Raw genomic sequence first — 17,681 nt, forward strand, 5'->3', positions numbered from 1 at the left:
CGATCCATCGATCGGCCAATGCGAGGCTTGCACATGCAGACGACACAAGCGCATTCCGGCGAGTGGCGCGGACGATTTCCGTACAACGAAATCATCTCGCTGCTTGACGTGAACCGTACCTTCAACCTGGCGGAGAGCACGTCGCAAGACCTGACGGTCGGCGAACTGCTGGATCTGGCCGGCGTCGACGCGGTCCGCAACCTGAAGCTCGGTTACAGCCAGTCGGCGGGCGCTGCCGTGCTGCGCGACGCGATCGCGGATGCCTGCAATGTGCGTGCCGAGCAGATCGTGACGACGCAAGGCACCGCGCTCGGGTTGTTCCTGCTCGCCTACGAAGTGTGCCGGCCCGGCGACGAGGCCGTGCTTGCGACGCCGTGCTTTCCGCCGAGTCGCGACTCCCTGGTCGGCGCTGGCGCGACCGTGCGGGAAGTGCGGCTGTCGTTCGAGCACGGCTATCGGCTGGACCTCGCGCAATTCGATGCGAGCCTGTCGTCGAAGACGCGGCTGGTCAGCATCGCGTCCCCGCAGAATCCCGGCGGCGTGCAGGCCTCGCGCGCGGAGATCGACGCGTTGCTCGCGTTGATGGCGCAACGGTGCCCGGACGCGATACTGTTCATCGACGAGACCTATCGCGAAGCGACCTATGGCGATGCAGCCGTGGCGGCCAGTTTCGCGGCGGTCGATCCGCGCATCGTCACGGGATCGTCGGTGTCGAAGGCGCTGGGTGCGCCCGGTCTGCGGACCGGCTGGCTCACGGTGCCCGACGCGGGGTTGCGGGCGCGCCTGCTCGTCGCGAAGCTGAATACGGTGATCTCGGGTTCGGTGCTCGACGAAACGCTGGCCGCGACCGTGCTGCGCCACCGCGAGCACGTGCTCGCGCCCCGGCGCCGGCTGCTGGCGGGCGCGCTCGATATCGTGTCGGGCTGGTGCGAACGTGAACGCGCGCGGGTCGAGTGGGTGCGGCCCGATGCGGGTGCATTGTGCTGCGTGCGGCTGCGTCAGGATGCGTTCGACGAGCATGCCGTGTCGCGCTTCTGGCAGCGCTTGCCGGATCACGACGTGCAACTCGCGGCGGGCACCTGGTTCGGCGAAAGCAGCCGCGTGTTCAGGCTCGGGTTCGGCTATCTTCCGCTGGAGCGCCTGCCGCCCGCATTGACGGCGCTGTCGCAGGCGATGGATGCAGCGGTTGCATGAACCGGGCGCCCGGCGTCCGGGCGCGGCGAACATCATTGAACCTCAGGAGTGACACCATGAAGGTAAGGATTGCGTACATCGAGGAACCGCCGTTCTACTGGACGGCAGAGGACGGCACCGTGACCGGCGCGGATATCGATCTGGCCGAGGTGGTGTTGCGCGCGATCGGCGTGACGGAAATCGAATATCACCCGACGTCGTTCGATGCGCTGCTGCCTGGCGTGCAGGCCGGGCGCTGGGACATGAACGTGCCGATCTTCGTGACGGCCGAACGCGCGCGGCACGTGGCGTTCAGCGTTCCGGTGTGGGCGATCGGCGACGGCTTCGTGTTGCGGGCCGGCAATCCGAAGCAGCTGACGAGTTATGCGGACGTCGCGGCACGCGGCGATGCGCGGCTCGGGTGCGTGACCGGCCAGGTGCAGATCGATTCGGCGAAGGCGGCCGGCGTGAGCGGCGGCCAGATCGTCATCTTCAAGGATCAGCCGGACGCAGTGGCTGCATTGCTCGCGGGGCAGGTCGACGCGTTTGCGGGCACCACGATCGGGAACCGTGCGCTCGCCGGCACGGACGAGCGGCTGGAGGCCGTTGCGCACGAGCGTGGCGTGGGGTCGGCCGTGCCGGTTGGCGGCTTTTCGTTCAGCCAGGCCAACGATGCCCTCGTGCAGGCCGTGAATGCGCAATTGCGCGCGTATCTCGGCTCGGCCGATCATCGTGAGCGGATGGCGAAGTACGGCTTCACGCGCGCAGAAATCGACGGCGTGGTGGAGCGTGGCGGCGCGACGTCGTAATGCCTGATGCCGCGCGCGGTGTCGACCGTCAGCACGGCCGGCACCGCACGCGTGGTCACGCAGCCGCCGCCCGCGCCAGCCGCTCGACGAACCAGTCGCACACGAGCGCGGTGCGCTCGGACGCGTGGTTGTAGATCGTGTGTTCGCCGTCCGGCCAGACCTTGAGCGTCGCATCGCCAGACGTCGCCGCATCGAGAAACGGCTGCTGGTCGTCGAGCCGGATCAGCGGATCTGCTCCGCCGTGCAGCACCAGCAGCGGGCACGCGATGCGCTCGCGCCCGGACGAGAAGCTCATGCGCGCGAAGTTCGCGGCGACCGCATCGGGATCGTCGTTGCCGAGCATCGCCGCGGCCTGTTCGACGAACGTGCGGAACGGCAGCAGCGTCGGCGCCGCGAGTGCGCCGTTCACGCAACAGGCCGCGATCCGCGGGTCGCTGGCGGCGGTCGAAGCCGCCCACAACCCGCCGATGCTGTTCCCCCAGATACCGATCGGCCCGGGCACGCGATCGGCGACATGGTCGACGAAGCGCCGGTACGCGGCGCGCATGTCGACGTCGACGAAGATCCGCTGTTCGAGCCGCGTCTCGCCCTGGCCCGGCCCCTCGGCGAGCAGCGTCGCGACGCCGCGTGCCGCGAGCGCGCGTGCGATCGGCCAGTACGCGAAGCCCCAGCCGCTCTGGCCGCCGAACACGATCACGGTGCCGCGCAGCTGCTCCACCGGTGGGCGGACCAGCCAGCCGATCAGGCGCGCATCGTCGAACGGCACTTCGACGCGCTCGATGCGCTTGTCGGACCAGCGCGCGAGGCCATGCGACGCGTCGACGAGCCGCGCATAGAGCGCGCGCTTGCGCGGCACGTCGTGGTTGAACGCCATCTGCGCAAACAGAAGATTCGCAATAGCCATCGCCTGCGCGTCGGCGGCCGTGACGAGGTGGCCGGCATCCGCCGCCTGCGCGGCGCGCGCGAGCTGCGCGTCGGCCAGCGCTTCGGCCGCGACGTCCCACGGTTCGCCCGCGGACGTGCGGCCGTGCAGCGTGGTTGCGTCCGCGTAGTCCATCCCGCAATCGAGCAGGCGCGTGACGGGCATCGCGCGTTGCAGCGACAGCGCGAACGGTGACAGTTCGGTCGTCATGCGTCAGCCTCCTTCACGATGCGTGGGTGACGGCCGCCGAAGCCGTGGACAGCTCGCTCGAAACGGCGGACCAATGCAGCTTGTCGCGCAGCGCATCGACGAGCGCGCCGAGGTCGCGCAGGTCGGCCACCGAACCGAATACGATGAAATCGGGCCGCTTGATGTACGCCGCGATGCCATGCGCATGCATGAACGCGTGCTGGTCGCCATCGAGATCGACCACCGCATCCGGCGCGCACACGTCGTCGGCCAGCACGGCCACGTGACAGCCGAGTTGCGCGAGGAACGCGCGTTGCGCATCGTCGAGATGGCGGGCAGGGTGCTCGCGCGTGACGAGCTGGAAGCCCTGGCCGACCACGTCGTCGAAGCGGCCTTCGGCCGCGCCGCGACGTGCGCGGCCTTGCGGTGCCGGCGCGCCCGTCGTCGGCAGCAGCGTCCCGTCGGCATCGGCATGCACGATACCGTGGCCGAGCTTCGGGAACGGCGGCATCGGCGGCATGTTGCCGGAGCGGAACGCCGCGTCGCGCTCGGCGACCTTGCGCGGATCGTCCTCGTTGACGACTTGCCCGAGAAACAGCGACATCTGCGTGATCGCGGTCACGTGCGGGCGACGCTCGGCTTCGTAGGTGTCGAGCAGGTCGGCGGACGCGCGCCCGGTCAGTACGAGATCGAGCTTCCACGCGAGGTTGATGCCGTCGCGCATGCCGGAGCACGCGCCTTGCCCCATGTACGGCATCATCGTGTGCGCGGCATCGCCCGCGAGCAGCACGCGGCCGGTGCGCCAGCGCTCGGCCATGCGCGTCTCGAACGTGTAGACGACGTGACGCAGCAGCTTCAGGTCGTCGGGGCCGTAGCCGTAGTGATCCTCGAGCCACTTCCAGCCGGCCGCTTCGGTTTCCCATTCAGCCGTCGATTCGTCCGGCAGCACGCGCAGCTCGAAGCGCGTGCGCTTCGTGCCGATCGGCATGTGCATGTACGCACGCGCCGGATCGCAGTAGATCGTCGTGCGCGCGCAGCCGTCGCCGAGATCGCGCTTGTTCTCCGAATCGAGATTGAGCCAGCGCTCGTTGTAGCCGAAGTCGGAGCGTTCGATGCCGAGCGTGCGGCGCACGAGGCTGTTCGCGCCGTCCGCGCCGATCACGTAGCGCGCGCGAATGGTGCGCGGCTGGCCGGTCCATTGCGCGTCCTGGCCGCCGCGCCACGGATGGGCGGCCAGCGTCACGCCGTCGTCGTCCTGCTGCAGCGTGTCGACTTCCCAGCCGCGCAGGATCGTCACGTTCCGGAACGTGCTTGCGCGTGCGTCGATCGCATCCTCGATATCGGGCTGGTAGATCGAGATGTGCGCGGGATAGCCGCACGCGCGGCCGGTCCAGTTCAGTTCGAGCAGCAGGTCGCCGTTCGCGTCGCAGTAGTGGTAGGTGTCGACGGCCTTCGCGTTGCGCAGCGCGTGATCGACGTCGGCGCTGGCCTGCACGATGCGCGCGGTTTCGCCGTCGATGTGCGTGAGGCGCGGCAGCCCGTAAGGCGTCGGCCAGCGTTCGAGGACGATCACGCGATGGCCGGCGCGGCCGAGCATCGACGCGGCGACGAGGCCGGTCGGGCCGTAGCCGACGATCGCGACGTCGCACTGTTCGACGGTGCCGTGACCCTGTTCGCTCGGTTCGGTATTCATGCGGGGTGTCTCCTTGACGGGTTCGTTTGTTGGTTTGTCGTGTGGTCGGCTCAGTGCGCGGTCGAGCCGGGCAGGTTGCCGTCGAAGGCATCCTGCAGCAGCGCGCGCAAGCCGTCGCGTTCGATCGGGCGCGGGTTCCAGTACGGATTGGCGGCCGCGAGATCGGCGGCGCGGTCGAGATCGGCCTCCTGCATGCCGATTGCCTTCAACGAGACCGGTGCGCCGTTGTCGAGCGCCAGTGCGTAGAGGCCGCGCGCGGCGTCGTTCGTCCCGATCGCGCGAGCGATCCGCTGCATCGCCTCGGGTGCATGCGCTGCGTTGTACGCGAGCGCATGCGGCAGCACGACCGTGTGGGTCGGCGCGTGCGGCAGATTGAAGCTGCCGCCCAGCGTGTGACAGAGCTTGTGGTGCAGCGCCATGCCGACGTTGCCGAGGACCATCCCGCACAGCCACGCACCGTAGAGCGCGTCGCCGCGCGCAGCGAGATCGGCCGCGTTGCGGCGCACGCCGGGCAGGCCGCGCGCCAGCGCACGAATGCCTTCCTCGGCGACGAGGCTCATGACCGGATTCGCATTGTTCGCGTACAGGCCTTCGGCCGCGTGCGCGATCGCATTGAGGCCGCTCGTCACCGACAGCTCGACCGGCAGCGTCACGGTGAGCTCGGGATCGTAGATCACTGTTTTCGGCAACACGCGTGCGTCGGAGCCCGTGCGCTTGAGGCCGCCTTCGGTCAGGCCGTAGATCGGCGTCATTTCGCTGCCGGCGTACGTCGTCGGTATCGCGAGGATCGGCAGGCTGCTTTCGAGCGCGATCGCCTTGCCGAGGCCGATCGTCGAGCCGCCACCGATTGCGATCGCGCAATCCGCGTCGCACGACCGGGCGAACGCCTGCGCATCGCGGGCGATCTCGATCGGCACGTGCATCGTCGCGCGGTCGTACAGCCCGGCGGCACGTGCGCCGAGCCGCTCGACGATGCGTTGCGCGAGGCCGCGTTGCTCCGGCGTGCAGAGGACGATCGCGCGCTGCGCGCCGAGTTCCAGCACCTCGCGTTCGAGATGTTGCAGGCTGCCTGCGCCGAAGACGACGCGTGCCGGACGCGCCTGATAGATGAAGTCCATGTCGTGGTCACTCCGTGGCGTAGTCGACCTGATGGCGCGCGATGCGCAGGCCCGTCAGTGCGTCGCGTACGCGTGCGTGTTCGGGATGCGCCGCATAGCCGTCGAGCGCTTCGCGCGATTCGAATTCGGCGACGAGAATCAGGTCGCACGCGTAATCGGCCGCGCTGAAATCCGCCCCGACCTCGAGGTGCGTCATGCCGGGAATCCGGCCGCGCAGGCTTTCGAAGGCCGTCTTGACACTGGCGCGTGCTGCCGCGCGCTCGTGGTCGGTTGCGCCTGCAACGTTCCACATCACGACGTGCCGGACCATGCGGCACGCTCCGCGTGATTCAGCACGAAGTCGTAGTCGAGCGTGTAGAACGGCGTGTCCATCCGCGTTCCGTCGGGTGCGAGGCCCGGCGCATGTCGCACCCAGTCGGCGACGAGCGTCGAGCGCACGCCGAAGACCGCGTCGGAGTCGAGATAGCGGTCGCCGTCGCGGAACACGTGCGTGATCAGCGTTTCGTAGCCGCGCGCGTCGATCATGAAGTGCAGGTGCGCGGGGCGCCACGGATGGCGGCCGAGCGCATCGAGCATCGCGCCGACGGGCCCGTCGTGCGGAATCGGATACGGCTCGGCGAGGATCGAGCGAAACGCGTAACGGCCGTCGGCGCCGCTGCGCAGCCGCCCGCGCGCACGATGCGTGACGGACCCGTCGTCGGCCGGCTGCTGCACGTCGTAGTGGCCGTCTTCGTCGGCCTGCCAGACTTCCAGCGACGCGTTCGCGACGGGCGTGCCGTCGATGCCGCGGACGTGGCCGGACACGAAGCAGGGCTCGCCGCAAGCGCCGTTCGCGATGTCGTCGAACATCGCGAATTCCGGGCTGCCGTCGACATAGAACGGGCCGAATACGGTCGCCTCCGTGCAGCCGGCCGGTTTCGCATGATTCTGCGCGGTGACGAGCGTCGACAGCCCAAGCACGTCGGACAGCAGGATGAACTCCTGGCGCTTGTCATCGGTGATGTGGCCGACGGCCGTCAGGAAACCGATCGCGGCTTGCCATTCGGCCTCGGTGAGCTTCGTCTCGCGGGCGAACGAATGCAGGTGCTGGACGAGGCTCGTCATCACCGTGCGCAGCCGCTCGTCGCGACAGCCGGAGAGCGATGCGATCACGGCCTGCGTGATGGTGTCTTCGTTGAGATTGCGCATAGGGGTTGTCTCCTGATGTCGTTCGATGGCGCGTTGACGTAACATTAATTCCTCCTTGAATCGTAAAAAAGATGGTTTGGAGGAGTTTTGTTCTCCGCCAAGTGGAAGAATCGAACGCATGGACAAGTGGACGCAGATCGAATTTTTCGTGCAGGTGGCCGAGCTGGGCAGCCTGTCGAAGGCCGCCGAACGGCTCGGCATGTCGAGCGCGGCGGCGAGCCGCTGCCTGAATGCGCTGGAAGAGCGCCTGGGCGCGCGGCTCGTCGAGCGCACCACGCGCCGCCTGTGGCTGACCGACGCGGGGCACGAGTACCACCGGCGTTGCGTCGCGATCCTGACGGAGCTGTCCGAGGCCGATGCCGCGGTCAACGAGGCGAGCGTCAATCCGGCCGGCACGCTGCGCGTGACCGCGTCGGTGTCGTTCGCATCGATCTATATCGCGCCCGCGCTGCCTGAGTTTCACCGGCGCTACCCGAACCTGAACGTGCAGATCATCGCGGCGAACCGCTACCCGGATTTCATCGAGGCCGGCATCGACGTGGCGATCCGTACGCGCGAGCACGAAGCCGATTCGGGCATCACCGTACGCAAGCTCGCCGAGACACGGCGTGTGCTGGCCGCGTCGCCCGGGTATCTGGCGAAGCACGGCGCACCGGCGACGCCCGATGCGCTGTGCGACCACCGGCTGCTGGTCTACAACCTCGCGAACGATCCGTACGTGCTGCATTTCCGCCATGGCGCGAAGACGCAGTCGGTCACGATCAAGAGCGTGCTCGATGCGAACGAAGGGCAGGTGATCCGCGCGGCGGCGCTTGCCGGGCTCGGCATCCTGATCCAGCCGCTTTACATCATCCATGACGATATCGTCGCGGGGAAACTGGTGCCGGTGCTCACCGGCTGGCAACTGCCGGCGCTCACCGTCAACATCGCGTACCAGAGCCGCCGGCACCAGCCGGCGAAGATCCGCGTCTTCACCGAGTTCCTGATCGAGCGTTTCGAACGCCTCGGGCTCGCGCGCAAATGGAAGGAAGTCGGCCGCTGATCGCAGGCCGGCGCGGCGCTGTCGCGCATTTCTCCGTGTGACGGAGAACTGTTCTCCCGATCGTCGTCTTTTTCGCCGCTGTCGTGCGTTTTACATTGCGTTTCCCCGGGCCGGCAGAGCCCGGTTCGCGATTACACGATAACAATCCGGTCTGGAGACGACATGAAACATGCATTGCGACGGGTGCCGTTGGCACTCCTGATCGCCGGAGCCATTCACGTTCCGGCGTCGGCCACGGAGGGCGGGCAGATCAGCTATCCGTTCGGTGTCAACACCGTGCTGAACGGGATGCTGCCGCCGCCCGGCAACACGCAGTACTTCAACTATTCGCTGTACTACTCGGCAAACCGCTTTGCCGGGCCGGACGGCGGCAACGCGGTGCCGGGGTTTCACCTGAGCGTCGTTGCGGAAACGCCGCGCGTCGTCCATACCTGGGGCGCGACGTTCGGGCCGTTCTCGCTGTCGAGCAGCGCGATTGTGCCGATCGTGCACCTGCATCTGTCGACGCCGGGCGGCACCGGCAACCGCACGTCGCTCGGTGACGTGATTCTCGAGCCGTTCATGGTCAACTACGCGAATGCGACGAAGAGCTTCTTTGCGTTCTTCTCGCCGTCGTTCGCGGTGCCGAGCGGCGCGTATTCGGTGAACCGGATCGCGAACACGGGGCTGAACACGTATGCGTTCCTGCCATATCTCAGTACGACGTGGTTTCCGGGCCGCGACTGGGAAATTTCGACGACCACGCTGCTGGAGCTGAATTCGCCGAACCACGCGACGCGCTACCACTCGGGCGCGGTCGCCGTGCTCGACTACCTGATCGGCTATTCGATCGACCGGCGCGTGCAGATCGGCGTGCAGGGCACGTTCCTGAAGCAGTTCACCGACGATACGCAGGACGGCGTGAAGGTCGGCCCGGACGGCTTTCGCGGGCAAACGGTCGCGATCGGCCCGCAGTTGCGCTACATGTGGGGGCCGGCGTCGGGCGTGGTCGTGAAGTACCAGCACGAGTTCGCGGTGCGCAACCGGCCGCAGGGCGACAAGCTGTGGGTGCAGTTCAGTTTTCCGCTGTAGACGCGCAGGGACGGGGAGGAAGGCTGACAAATTCCTGACGAATCAAGTTGATATATTGTATCATCTGACGTTTTCGTCGCCGGGGGCCGGCGACGACACCCAACAAAGATCGATACGACGTGACGAAATCCGGAAACCACCCGGCGCGCGGGGAGCGGCGCCATGCCGCGGCGCGCCGGAACACGGGCGCCTGGCGCGCACGCGCGGCGCGCAGCTGCACGACGCTGCTGGGCTGCGCGATGGCCACGTCTGGCGCGCTGGCCGCCGAAGCAGCCGCGCCCGCGCCGGACGACCGGCACGCGCTGCCGGCGATCAAGGTCAGCGCGCCATCCGCGCCGGCCGACCCGCTGACGCAGCCGCTCGCAACGGGTTCGCGGCTCGGGCTCGCGAGCCTCGATACCCCCGCGAGCGTCGAAATCGTCACGGCCGACACGATCGAAGCACGCGGCGATCGCACGGTGCTCGACGCGGTCACACGCACCGCCGGTTTTTCGAGCGCGATCGCGCCCGGTACCGGCGGCACGGCATTGAGCGTGCGCGGCTTCAGCGGGCAGGAATCGGTGCTGACGCTGCTCGACGGCGTGCGGCTGATGCCGGCGGCCGGCACGATCACGTTCCCGTTCGACACATGGTCGGTCGAGCGCATCGAGGTGCTGCGCGGCCCGGCATCGGTGCTGTACGGCGAAGGTGCGATCGGCGGCGTCGTGAACGTGGTGCCGAAGCGGCCGCAACGCATGCGCGAGACGACGCTGCAGGCCGGTGTCGGCGCCGACGGCGCGAATCGCTTTGCGTTCGATACGACGGGCGCGCTCGGCCCGCGGCTGTCTTATCGTTTTTATGCGAGCGATGCGCGCGCAAACGGCCTCGCGGAGCGGGCCGATACGCATACGACGGCCGTCGGCGGCGCGCTGAAGTTCGACGTGAGCCCGCAGCTCACGCTGACGCTCGACTACGACTACGGCCGCCAGATGCCGGCGACCTACTACGGCGTGCCGGCGCCGAACGGCGTGCTCGACCCGTCGCTGCGCAAGCTCAACTACAACGTCGGCGACGCGACGATCGCGTACTACGACCAGTGGACGCGTCTGTCCGCCAGCTACCGGCCCACGGCCGGCGTGACGATCGACAATCAGCTCTACTACCTGACGTCGAACCGTCACTGGCGCAATGCCGAGGCGTATGCGCTCGACCCGGCGACGGGGCATGTCACGCGCAGCGATTATCTCGACATCGGTCACCACCAGCGGCAGATCGGCGACCGGCTGAGCGCGCGTTTCGACGGCACGCTGTTCGGCCGTGCGAACCGCTTCGTCGTCGGCACGGAATTCAGCCAGATCACGTTCAGCGGCACCAACAACTCGCCGTACGGCGGCGAATCGACGGTGCCCGCGCACGGCTTCGATCCAGGCGCATTCACGAGCCCTGATCCGACGGTGCCGCAATTCAGCACACGGGCGCGGCAGGCCGCGGTCTTCGCGGAGAACCGGCTCGAAGTGCTGCCGCGGCTCGCGTGGGTGAGCGGCCTGCGCTACGACCACATTGCATTCAGCCGCGAGCAGGCGGCCACCGGCGCGGGCTTCGACAAGCGAATCGCGAACGTCGGCTGGCGTACCGGTTTCGTGTTCGAAGTCGCACCGACGCTCAGCGCGTATGCGCAATACACGACGGGCGCGGAAGGGCTGGGCTCGCTCGTGACGCTGTCCGCGTCGCAGGCGAACTACCGGCTCGCGACCGGCGAACAGTGGGAGGCCGGGCTCAAGCAGACGCTGCTCGACGGCCGCGCGTACTGGACCTTCGCGGTGTACGACATCACGAAGCGCAATCTGCTCAGTACCGATCCGGTCAATCCCGCGCTGCGCCAGCAGGTCGGCCGGCAATCGTCGCGCGGCATCGAGTTGATGGGGGGCGCGCGGCTGCCGCACGGCTGGGCGATCGACGCGAACGTCGCGCTGCTGCGCGCACGCTACGACGAATTCAACCAGACGGCCGGCGGCGCGACGGTGTCGCGGGCCGGCAACGTGCCGTCCAACGTGCCGCAGCAGACCGCGAACCTGTGGCTCGGCTGGGCGTTCGCCGAACGCTGGCAGGCGAACGCGGGCGTGCGCTACGTCGGCGCGACCTACGGCGACGATGCGAACCGCCTGCAGGTGCCGTCGTACACGGTGTTCGATGCGTCGCTGCGCTGGCAGCCGACGTCGCGCACCGAGCTCGCGCTGTATCTGCGCAATCTCGCGAACCGCACGTACGCGGTGACGACGTCGAATGGCGGCGAGCAATGGCTGCTCGGCCCGTCGCGCTCGGCGGAGCTCGTCGCGACGATGCGCTTCTAGTGCGGCGCGACGTGCATCCCGTCACCCACATGCTCGACATCGAACGCGTGAGCTGGTCTCCCGGCGGCGCGATCGACGTGCTCGATTCGGTGACGCTGACCGTCGCCGAAGGCGAGTTCGTCGGACTGGTCGGCCCGAACGGCAGTGGCAAGACGAGCCTGCTGCGCTGCATATTCCGTTACGCGCGGCCCGACGCGGGCCGCGTCGCGCTCGATGCGCAGGACGTATGGCGCATGCGGCCGCGTGCGGTCGCGCAGCGCGTCGCGGTGCTGCAGCAGGAGACGCCGGACGATTTCGGGCTGACGGTCGACGAACTGGTCGGTATGGGGCGTACGCCGCACAAGCGGCCGTTCGATGCCGAGTCGGCCGACGACCGCCGCATCGTCGAATCCGCGCTGCACGACGTCGGTCTCGTCGAGCGCCGCGCGCAACGTTTCGCGTCGCTGTCGGGCGGCGAGAAGCAGCGCGCGCTGCTGGCCCGCGCGCTTGCGCAGCAGCCCGAACTGCTGCTGCTCGACGAACCGACCAACCATCTCGACCTGCGTCACCAGCTCGAACTGCTCGCACGCGTGCGCCGCCTCGGCATCGCGACGCTCGCGACGATTCACGACCTCAATCTTGCGGCCGCGTACTGCGACCGGCTCCATGTGCTCGCGCACGGCCGGGTCGTCGCGTCCGGCGCGCCGGGCGACGTGCTGACCGAAGCGCTGCTGCGCGACGTGTTCGGCGTCACCGTGCTCGTCGATCGGCATCCCCTCTCGGGCCGGCCGCGCATCACGCCGCTTCATCCGGAATGACCGCCATGCCGTTGCCTTTGTCCTCTGTTGCACGCCGGCTGGTTGCCGCCGCCGTGCTCGGCTGCGCCGCCGCTCGCGCGGGCGCTTATCCCGTCACCGTGCGCAGTTGCGATCGCGACGTGACGTTCGAGCGTGCGCCGGCGCGTGCGGTGAGCAACGACGTGAACCTGACCGAGATGATGCTCGTGCTCGGCCTGAAGGACCGGCTCGTCGGCTATACGGGCATCGGTGGCTGGAAGACGGGCACCGCGCGCGTGCGCGACGCATTGCGTGGCGTGCCCGAACTGGCGGGCCAGTATCCGTCGCTCGAGGTGCTGGCCGCCGCGCGTGCCGACTTTTATCTCGCGGGCTGGAACTACGGGATGCATGTCGGCGGCCCCGTGACGCCCGCGACGCTCGCGCCGTTCGGCATTCGTACCTATGAACTGACCGAATCGTGTTCGCATGTGATGAAGCAATCGGCCGCGTCGTTCGACGACGTGTTTCGCGACCTGAACAATCTCGGCCGGATCTTCGGCGTCGACGCACGTGCCGTGCAGGTCGTCGCCGCGATGCGCGCGCGCCTCGCGACGGTGTCGCGCACGATCGGGCAGCCGACGCCGCTGCGCGTGTTCGTCTACGACAGCGGCACCGACAAGCCGATGACCGCGGGCGGGCTCGCGATGCCGACCGCGTTGCTGACGGCGGCCGGGGCGCGCAACGTGATGGCCGACCTGCCGCGCAGCTGGACGCAGGTGAGCTGGGAAAGCGTGGTCGCGCGCGATCCGCAGGTGATCGTGATCGTCGACTATTCGGCGGTGACGGCCGCGCAGAAGCAGCAGTTCCTGCTGCGCCAGCCGGCGCTCGCGCGCGTGGCCGCGATCCGCGACCGGCGCTTCGTCGTGATTCCGTACGATGCGGCGACACCGGGCCCCGAGAACGTCGCGGCGGTCGAGACGCTGGCGCGCGCGCTGTACCCGGCCGCGTTCGCCGGGCCGGCGCGATGAGCGGGCACGTGCGTGCATCGCGGCCCGGCATGCGCGTCGTGCTGCCGGCGCTGGCCGTGCTGCTGATCGTGTCGATCGTCGTGTCGGCCGCGTTCGGTCCGGCGCCGATCGCGATGCCGGCGGCGGTGCGGATCGTCGCCACGCATATCGCGTCGGCGGTCGGCGGGGCTGGCGCATTCGCGGCGGGCGCGGGCGATGACAGCATCGTGTGGCTGATCCGGATGCCGCGCGCGCTGCTGGCCGCGATCGTCGGCGCGACGCTGGCGGCGGTCGGCGTCGCGTTGCAGGCGGCCACCGCAAATCGCCTGGCCGATCCGCACCTGCTCGGCGTCAGCGCGGGCGCGATGCTCGGCGCCATCGCGGTCACGGTGGTGGTCGGCGCGGCGTTCGGCCCGTTCACGTTGTCGGCCGCCGCGTTCGCGGGCGCGCTCGCGGCAACCGCCTGCGTCGTCGCGCTCGCTCACCGCGGCGGCCGGCTCGAATCGGACCGGCTGTTGCTCGCGGGCGTGTCGGTGTCGTTCATGATGGCCGCATTCGGCAACCTGTTGCTGTATCTCGGCGACCAGCGCGCCGCGTCGTCGGTGCTGTTCTGGATGCTCGGTGGCGTTGGGCTCGCGCGCTGGGATTTGCTGCCGGTGCCGGCCGTGTGCGCGGTGCTCGCCGGCGGCGCGCTCTACGCGCGACGGCGCGAACTGAATGCGCTGATGTCGGGCGACGTTGCCGCCGCGTCGCTCGGTGTGCCGAGCGCGCGGATGCGGCGCGAGGTGTTCGTCATCGCGTCGTTCGCGACGGGCGCGATGGTCGCGGTGAGCGGTGCGATCGGCTTCGTCGGGCTCGTGACGCCGCATCTGTGCCGGCGCGTCGTCGGCGCCGAGCACGGCCGGCTGTTGCCGGTCGCCGCGCTGACGGGCGCGATCCTGCTCGTGTGGGCCGATGTCGCGGCGCGCACGCTTGCCGCGCCGGAAGATTTGCCGATCGGTATCGTCACCGCGCTGTTCGGCAGCCTGTTCTTCGTCGCGTTGCTGCGCCGCCGCTGAGCGGCGCAATCCGGTCGGATCCGCTCAGGCAAGGGTGGGGCGGCGGCTCGCCGTGCCTGTCATCGCGACGGCTTGGCCGTGCGCTTGCCGGCGCCGGACGTGTCGGCGCGTGAATCGGTGCCGGGCACGTCGAAGAGGCTGTCCGGCAGTGTCAGCGCGGGCAGCGTGACGACGAAGCGTGCGCCGCCGAGCGGCGAATCCACGAGCTGCACGTCGCCGCCGTGCACCTGCGCGACGCGCCGCACGATCGCGAGCCCGAGCCCGAAACCGCCGGTCTGCCGGTCGCGGCTGGAGTCGAGCCGCTGGAACGGTTCGAACACGCGCGCGCGTTCGGCGGCCGGAATGCCGGGGCCGTCGTCGTCGACGCTGAGCACGAGCGCGCCGGTCGCGTCGCTGGTAGCAGCCAGCAGGACCTTGTGCGACGCATAGCGTGCGCCGTTGCGGATCAGGTTCAGCAGCGCGCGGGCGACGAGCTTCGGATCGCACACGTGGGTCGCAGGCGCACCGAGCGTCGATACGTCGAGCGTGATCCCGCGATCGGCGACGTCGTTCGCGACGTTGCCGGCGACGCTGTCGATCAGCGCGTCGACGACGATCTCCATCGGCGAAAGCTCGCTCGCACCCTGTTCCAGGCGGCCGATCGTCAGCAGCTCGGTGACGAGTTCGTCGAGTTCGCGCACGTCGCGTCGCAGGGCATCGCGGCGTTCGCGCATCCGTCCGGTTTCGTCGGGCTCGGCAAGCAGCGCGAGCCCGAATTCGAGCCGGGCCAGCGGCGTCTTCAGTTCATGCGAGATGCCGTGCATCATTTCGCGCTGCTGCTTGATCGACGCCTCGATGCGCGCGGCCATGTCGTTGAACTGCTGCGACAGATCGTAGATGTTCGACTTGCCCGACAGTTTCACGCGTGTCGACAGCGTGCCGGCGCCGAATGCGCGTGCGGCGTCCTGCAGCCTGCGAATGTCGCGCCAGTGATAGTGAATCCACAGCACGACCGCAAACAGCGTCGCGAGCGCGAGCAACAGGTACGCATAGATCCGGATGTCGAGGTCGGGCGGCTCGATCGGGCGCGCGTGCAGCACGGAGCCGTCCGCGAGCGGCATGTAGTAATCCTTGCCGTTGTAGCTGATCGCGATCCTGCCGGCATCGAGATCGCGCAGCGGCACGCCGCTCAGTTGTGCGCGTGCGTCGGCCATCGACATGAAGCTGAACCCTTCGTTGCCGTGCAGTGCGAGTTCGCGCAGCGCAAGCTCGCGCTGCGTGCCCGGATGGCGCTCGAGGTAGTCGTTCAGTACGAACGAATAGGTCGTCAGCGAGTCGCGCTGCGCCTGTGCGACGCGCTCGTAGAAGATCCGGTCGAACGCCAGCTGGATGAACATGATCGAGGCGGCGACGCACACGATCACGATGAGGTACAGCCTGATCAACGGGCGCAGCATTTATTCGTCCCACGCGGAAGGGCTGAACAGATAGCCGCGACCCCAGATCGTCTTGATCTTGTGCGGTTCCGATGACGCATCTTCGAACCGGCGGCGCAGCTTCGAGATGCCCGAATCGACCGAGCGGTCGAGTCCGTCGAATTCGATCCCGCGCAACTGCTTCAGGATGTCGTCGCGGCTCAGTACGGTGCCGGCCGCGCGCGCGAGGATCAGCAGCAGGTTGAATTCGGCCGTCTTCAGGTCGACAGGCTCGCCGCGCCACGTGACGGTGCGGTTCGGCGGCGAGATCGTCAGTTCGCCGAATACGAGGGCCTCCGGCGCGGCAACGGGCGCTTCGGCGGCGGCCGGCTGCGCGCGGCGCAACAGCGCACGGGCGCGCGCAACGAGCACGCGCGGCTCGAGCGGCTTCGTCACGTAGTCGTCGGCGCCGGTCTCGAGGCCGGCAACCTGGTCGTAGACGTCCGCGCGCGCGGTCAGGATCAGCACGGGGACGTTGGTGAACGCACGGATGCGCCGGCAGACTTCCATCCCGTCGAGGTTCGGCAGCATCAGGTCGAGGATCACGAGGGCCGGCTGGTGCTCGCGCACGGCCGCGACGGCGAGGTCGCCGCGTCGCACGACCGTCACCGCGAATTCGTAGCCGTCGAGGTATTCGCGGACGAGCTGCGCGAGACGGTCGTCGTCCTCGATCAGCAGCACACGGTATTTGAGCAGGTCTTCGTTCATGGTCTCCTCAGGATGCACGCGCCATCTCGCACCCGGCAGGCTGAGGGGCGGCGCGGCACGCGAATTCTATCCGGCGTACCGGAGGGCGGGGGAGCGGGACGACAATCTCGAACAATCGAACACAATTGAGCACAGATTCTCCGCAGATTCAGGACAGTCTCGGCGCAGGGCGGCACCTAGACTGCGGGCTCCGTCACTCCTATCTCAATATTGTGCGCCCACTACTCCGCCGCTACCGCTATTGCATGCCGCTCGCCGGCCTGACCCTTGCCGCCGCCGCCCACGCGGAAAACCAGTATTCGCTGTCGCTCGGCGGCGGTGTCGCACCGCGCTACCCGGGCAGCAACCAGTATCGCGGGGTCGTCGCGCCGTCGTTCTCCGCGACGTTCGGCAACGGCTTCTTCATCGACGGCACGCAGGGCGCCGGTTACCGGCTGGACCTGCCGCATGGCGCGTTCGTATCGGCGGCCGTGAGCTACGACGCCGGCCGCGCGGACGAGAACCGCTTCGACTTGCCGGGCTCCGACTACCTGAAGGGCATGGGCCGGATTCCGGGTTCGGTGCTGGTCGGCGTGCGCGCGGGCGTGACGCTCTTCAATGCGGCCGAACTGAGCGTCACGATCGACACACCGGTGACGCACACGTCGCGCGGCGTGTCGGGGCACATGGATCTCGCGGTGCCGGTGCTCAAGACCGCGCAGCACGAGATCGTCGTGACGGGTACCGTGCACGCGGGCTCGGGGCGCTACACGCAGACGTTCTACGGCGTGACCGATGCACAGTCGATGACGAGCCGGTTCCGGCCGTATTCGACGAGCGGCGGGATCGACAGTGCGTCGATGGCGGTCGCGTGGAACTGGACGCTGTCGCGGCATTGGTCGGTGCTCGCGACCGGCGGCGTGACGCGGTTGCTCGGTCGCTACGGCGACAGTCCGATCGTTCAGTCGCGCAGCAACTACTACGGGATCGCGGGCGTGACCTACAAGTTCTGAGCGGGGTGCCGGCGCGCGCATGCCGCACGGGATGCGTCGGTGCCGACGTTGCAGCCGTCGCGGCGAATTGCGTGCGGTAACATGCAGCGGGTCCGGTGCGATACCGGATTTGCGACCCGGTTCGCCGATACGGCCGGACCGTGTCGCGTCGCCGCCGACGTTCGCTGGCCGG

General features: G+C 68.6%; 16 protein-coding genes. 9 read left to right on the forward strand and 7 right to left on the reverse strand.

The genetic code is table 11. The features are described from left to right. Positions 1–33 precede the first annotated feature (33 nt). On the forward strand, positions 34–1,194 hold the full coding sequence (locus HWX87_RS10320) for a pyridoxal phosphate-dependent aminotransferase (RefSeq protein ID WP_176047044.1): 1,161 nt from the start codon (positions 34–36) through the stop codon (positions 1,192–1,194). A 56-nt stretch (positions 1,195–1,250) separates the two neighbouring features. Further along, positions 1,251–1,982, forward strand: coding sequence for a transporter substrate-binding domain-containing protein (locus HWX87_RS10325; protein ID WP_176047045.1), 732 nt, complete (start codon positions 1,251–1,253; stop codon positions 1,980–1,982). A gap of 55 nt (positions 1,983–2,037) precedes the next feature. Here HWX87_RS10325 and HWX87_RS10330 read toward each other — a convergent pair whose 3' ends face one another. From HWX87_RS10330 to HWX87_RS10350, 5 genes are read right to left on the reverse strand one after another with little or no spacing between them, the layout of a single operon-like run. Beyond that, entirely contained in the window at positions 2,038–3,114 is a 1,077-nt protein-coding gene (locus HWX87_RS10330; RefSeq protein WP_176047046.1) for an alpha/beta hydrolase, read from the reverse strand. Positions 3,115–3,127: 13 nt separating this feature from the next. Continuing rightward, positions 3,128–4,786 carry a bifunctional 3-(3-hydroxy-phenyl)propionate/3-hydroxycinnamic acid hydroxylase gene (locus HWX87_RS10335; protein ID WP_176047047.1) on the reverse strand — a complete coding sequence of 553 codons (1,659 nt, stop codon included), beginning with the start codon at positions 4,784–4,786 and terminating at the stop codon, positions 3,128–3,130. A gap of 50 nt (positions 4,787–4,836) precedes the next feature. Further along, the gene (locus HWX87_RS10340; RefSeq protein ID WP_176047048.1) at positions 4,837–5,904 is read right to left on the reverse strand and encodes a maleylacetate reductase; all 1,068 of its coding nucleotides are present in this window, start codon (positions 5,902–5,904) and stop codon (positions 4,837–4,839) included. Between the two features lie 7 nt (positions 5,905–5,911). Further along, on the reverse strand, positions 5,912–6,214 hold the full coding sequence (locus HWX87_RS10345; protein ID WP_176047049.1) for a Dabb family protein: 303 nt from the start codon (positions 6,212–6,214) through the stop codon (positions 5,912–5,914). Next, positions 6,196–7,092, reverse strand: coding sequence for an intradiol ring-cleavage dioxygenase (locus HWX87_RS10350; protein WP_176047050.1), 897 nt, complete (start codon positions 7,090–7,092; stop codon positions 6,196–6,198). The genes HWX87_RS10345 and HWX87_RS10350 overlap by 19 nt, the downstream gene beginning before the upstream one ends. A 118-nt stretch (positions 7,093–7,210) precedes the next feature. Here HWX87_RS10350 and HWX87_RS10355 point away from each other — a divergent pair, with 118 nt between their 5' ends. From HWX87_RS10355 to HWX87_RS10380, 6 genes are all read left to right on the forward strand, one after another. After that, positions 7,211–8,134: a LysR family transcriptional regulator gene (locus HWX87_RS10355; protein ID WP_176047051.1), complete on the forward strand. Its 924-nt coding sequence runs from the start codon at positions 7,211–7,213 to the stop codon at positions 8,132–8,134. A gap of 162 nt (positions 8,135–8,296) precedes the next feature. Beyond that, positions 8,297–9,205 (forward strand): transporter, encoded by a 909-nt coding sequence (locus HWX87_RS10360; RefSeq protein ID WP_176047052.1) that lies wholly within the window; start codon positions 8,297–8,299, stop codon positions 9,203–9,205. A 239-nt stretch (positions 9,206–9,444) separates the two neighbouring features. Beyond that, positions 9,445–11,535, forward strand: coding sequence for a TonB-dependent siderophore receptor (locus HWX87_RS10365; protein WP_176047162.1), 2,091 nt, complete (start codon positions 9,445–9,447; stop codon positions 11,533–11,535). A gap of 29 nt (positions 11,536–11,564) precedes the next feature. Then, entirely contained in the window at positions 11,565–12,332 is a 768-nt protein-coding gene (locus HWX87_RS10370) for an ABC transporter ATP-binding protein (protein WP_176047053.1), read from the forward strand. Then, complete coding sequence (locus HWX87_RS10375; protein ID WP_176047054.1) at positions 12,329–13,318, forward strand: ABC transporter substrate-binding protein; 990 nt, start codon at positions 12,329–12,331, stop codon at positions 13,316–13,318. Before HWX87_RS10370 ends, HWX87_RS10375 begins: the two co-directional genes overlap by 4 nt. Continuing rightward, the gene (locus HWX87_RS10380; RefSeq protein WP_176047055.1) at positions 13,315–14,355 is read left to right on the forward strand and encodes an iron ABC transporter permease; all 1,041 of its coding nucleotides are present in this window, start codon (positions 13,315–13,317) and stop codon (positions 14,353–14,355) included. Before HWX87_RS10375 ends, HWX87_RS10380 begins: the two co-directional genes overlap by 4 nt. 59 nt (positions 14,356–14,414) lie before the next feature. On the opposite strand, the gene HWX87_RS10385 is transcribed toward HWX87_RS10380, so the two are convergent. Together HWX87_RS10385 and HWX87_RS10390 are read right to left on the reverse strand one after the other, a co-directional pair. Continuing rightward, on the reverse strand, positions 14,415–15,791 hold the full coding sequence (locus tag HWX87_RS10385) for an ATP-binding protein (protein WP_244137651.1): 1,377 nt from the start codon (positions 15,789–15,791) through the stop codon (positions 14,415–14,417). Then, positions 15,792–16,517 (reverse strand): response regulator, encoded by a 726-nt coding sequence (locus tag HWX87_RS10390; protein ID WP_176047056.1) that lies wholly within the window; start codon positions 16,515–16,517, stop codon positions 15,792–15,794. 245 nt (positions 16,518–16,762) lie between these two features. On the opposite strand from HWX87_RS10390, the gene HWX87_RS10395 reads away from it, so the two are divergent. Continuing rightward, a complete protein-coding gene (locus HWX87_RS10395) occupies positions 16,763–17,509 on the forward strand; it encodes a MipA/OmpV family protein (protein ID WP_176047057.1) in 747 nt (248 codons plus the stop codon). Positions 17,510–17,681 lie beyond the last annotated feature (172 nt).

Source organism: Burkholderia sp. BCC1644 (genome assembly GCF_902833225.1).
In the GTDB taxonomy this organism is placed as follows: Bacteria; Pseudomonadota; Gammaproteobacteria; order Burkholderiales; family Burkholderiaceae; genus Burkholderia.

Bases quoted from the DNA above. Each gene is read 5' to 3' on its own strand.
- HWX87_RS10320 (WP_176047044.1), top strand. From the start codon at position 34: ATGCAGACGACACAAGCGCATTCCGGCGAGTGGCGCGGACGATTTCCG.
- HWX87_RS10325 (WP_176047045.1), top strand. From the start codon at position 1,251: ATGAAGGTAAGGATTGCGTACATCGAGGAACCGCCGTTCTACTGGACG.
- HWX87_RS10330 (WP_176047046.1), bottom strand. From the start codon at position 3,114: ATGACGACCGAACTGTCACCGTTCGCGCTGTCGCTGCAACGCGCGATG.
- HWX87_RS10335 (WP_176047047.1), bottom strand. From the start codon at position 4,786: ATGAATACCGAACCGAGCGAACAGGGTCACGGCACCGTCGAACAGTGC.
- HWX87_RS10340 (WP_176047048.1), bottom strand. From the start codon at position 5,904: ATGGACTTCATCTATCAGGCGCGTCCGGCACGCGTCGTCTTCGGCGCA.
- HWX87_RS10345 (WP_176047049.1), bottom strand. From the start codon at position 6,214: ATGGTCCGGCACGTCGTGATGTGGAACGTTGCAGGCGCAACCGACCAC.
- HWX87_RS10350 (WP_176047050.1), bottom strand. From the start codon at position 7,092: ATGCGCAATCTCAACGAAGACACCATCACGCAGGCCGTGATCGCATCG.
- HWX87_RS10355 (WP_176047051.1), top strand. From the start codon at position 7,211: ATGGACAAGTGGACGCAGATCGAATTTTTCGTGCAGGTGGCCGAGCTG.
- HWX87_RS10360 (WP_176047052.1), top strand. From the start codon at position 8,297: ATGAAACATGCATTGCGACGGGTGCCGTTGGCACTCCTGATCGCCGGA.
- HWX87_RS10365 (WP_176047162.1), top strand. From the start codon at position 9,445: ATGGCCACGTCTGGCGCGCTGGCCGCCGAAGCAGCCGCGCCCGCGCCG.
- HWX87_RS10370 (WP_176047053.1), top strand. From the start codon at position 11,565: ATGCTCGACATCGAACGCGTGAGCTGGTCTCCCGGCGGCGCGATCGAC.
- HWX87_RS10375 (WP_176047054.1), top strand. From the start codon at position 12,329: ATGACCGCCATGCCGTTGCCTTTGTCCTCTGTTGCACGCCGGCTGGTT.
- HWX87_RS10380 (WP_176047055.1), top strand. From the start codon at position 13,315: ATGAGCGGGCACGTGCGTGCATCGCGGCCCGGCATGCGCGTCGTGCTG.
- HWX87_RS10385 (WP_244137651.1), bottom strand. From the start codon at position 15,791: ATGCTGCGCCCGTTGATCAGGCTGTACCTCATCGTGATCGTGTGCGTC.
- HWX87_RS10390 (WP_176047056.1), bottom strand. From the start codon at position 16,517: ATGAACGAAGACCTGCTCAAATACCGTGTGCTGCTGATCGAGGACGAC.
- HWX87_RS10395 (WP_176047057.1), top strand. From the start codon at position 16,763: ATGCCGCTCGCCGGCCTGACCCTTGCCGCCGCCGCCCACGCGGAAAAC.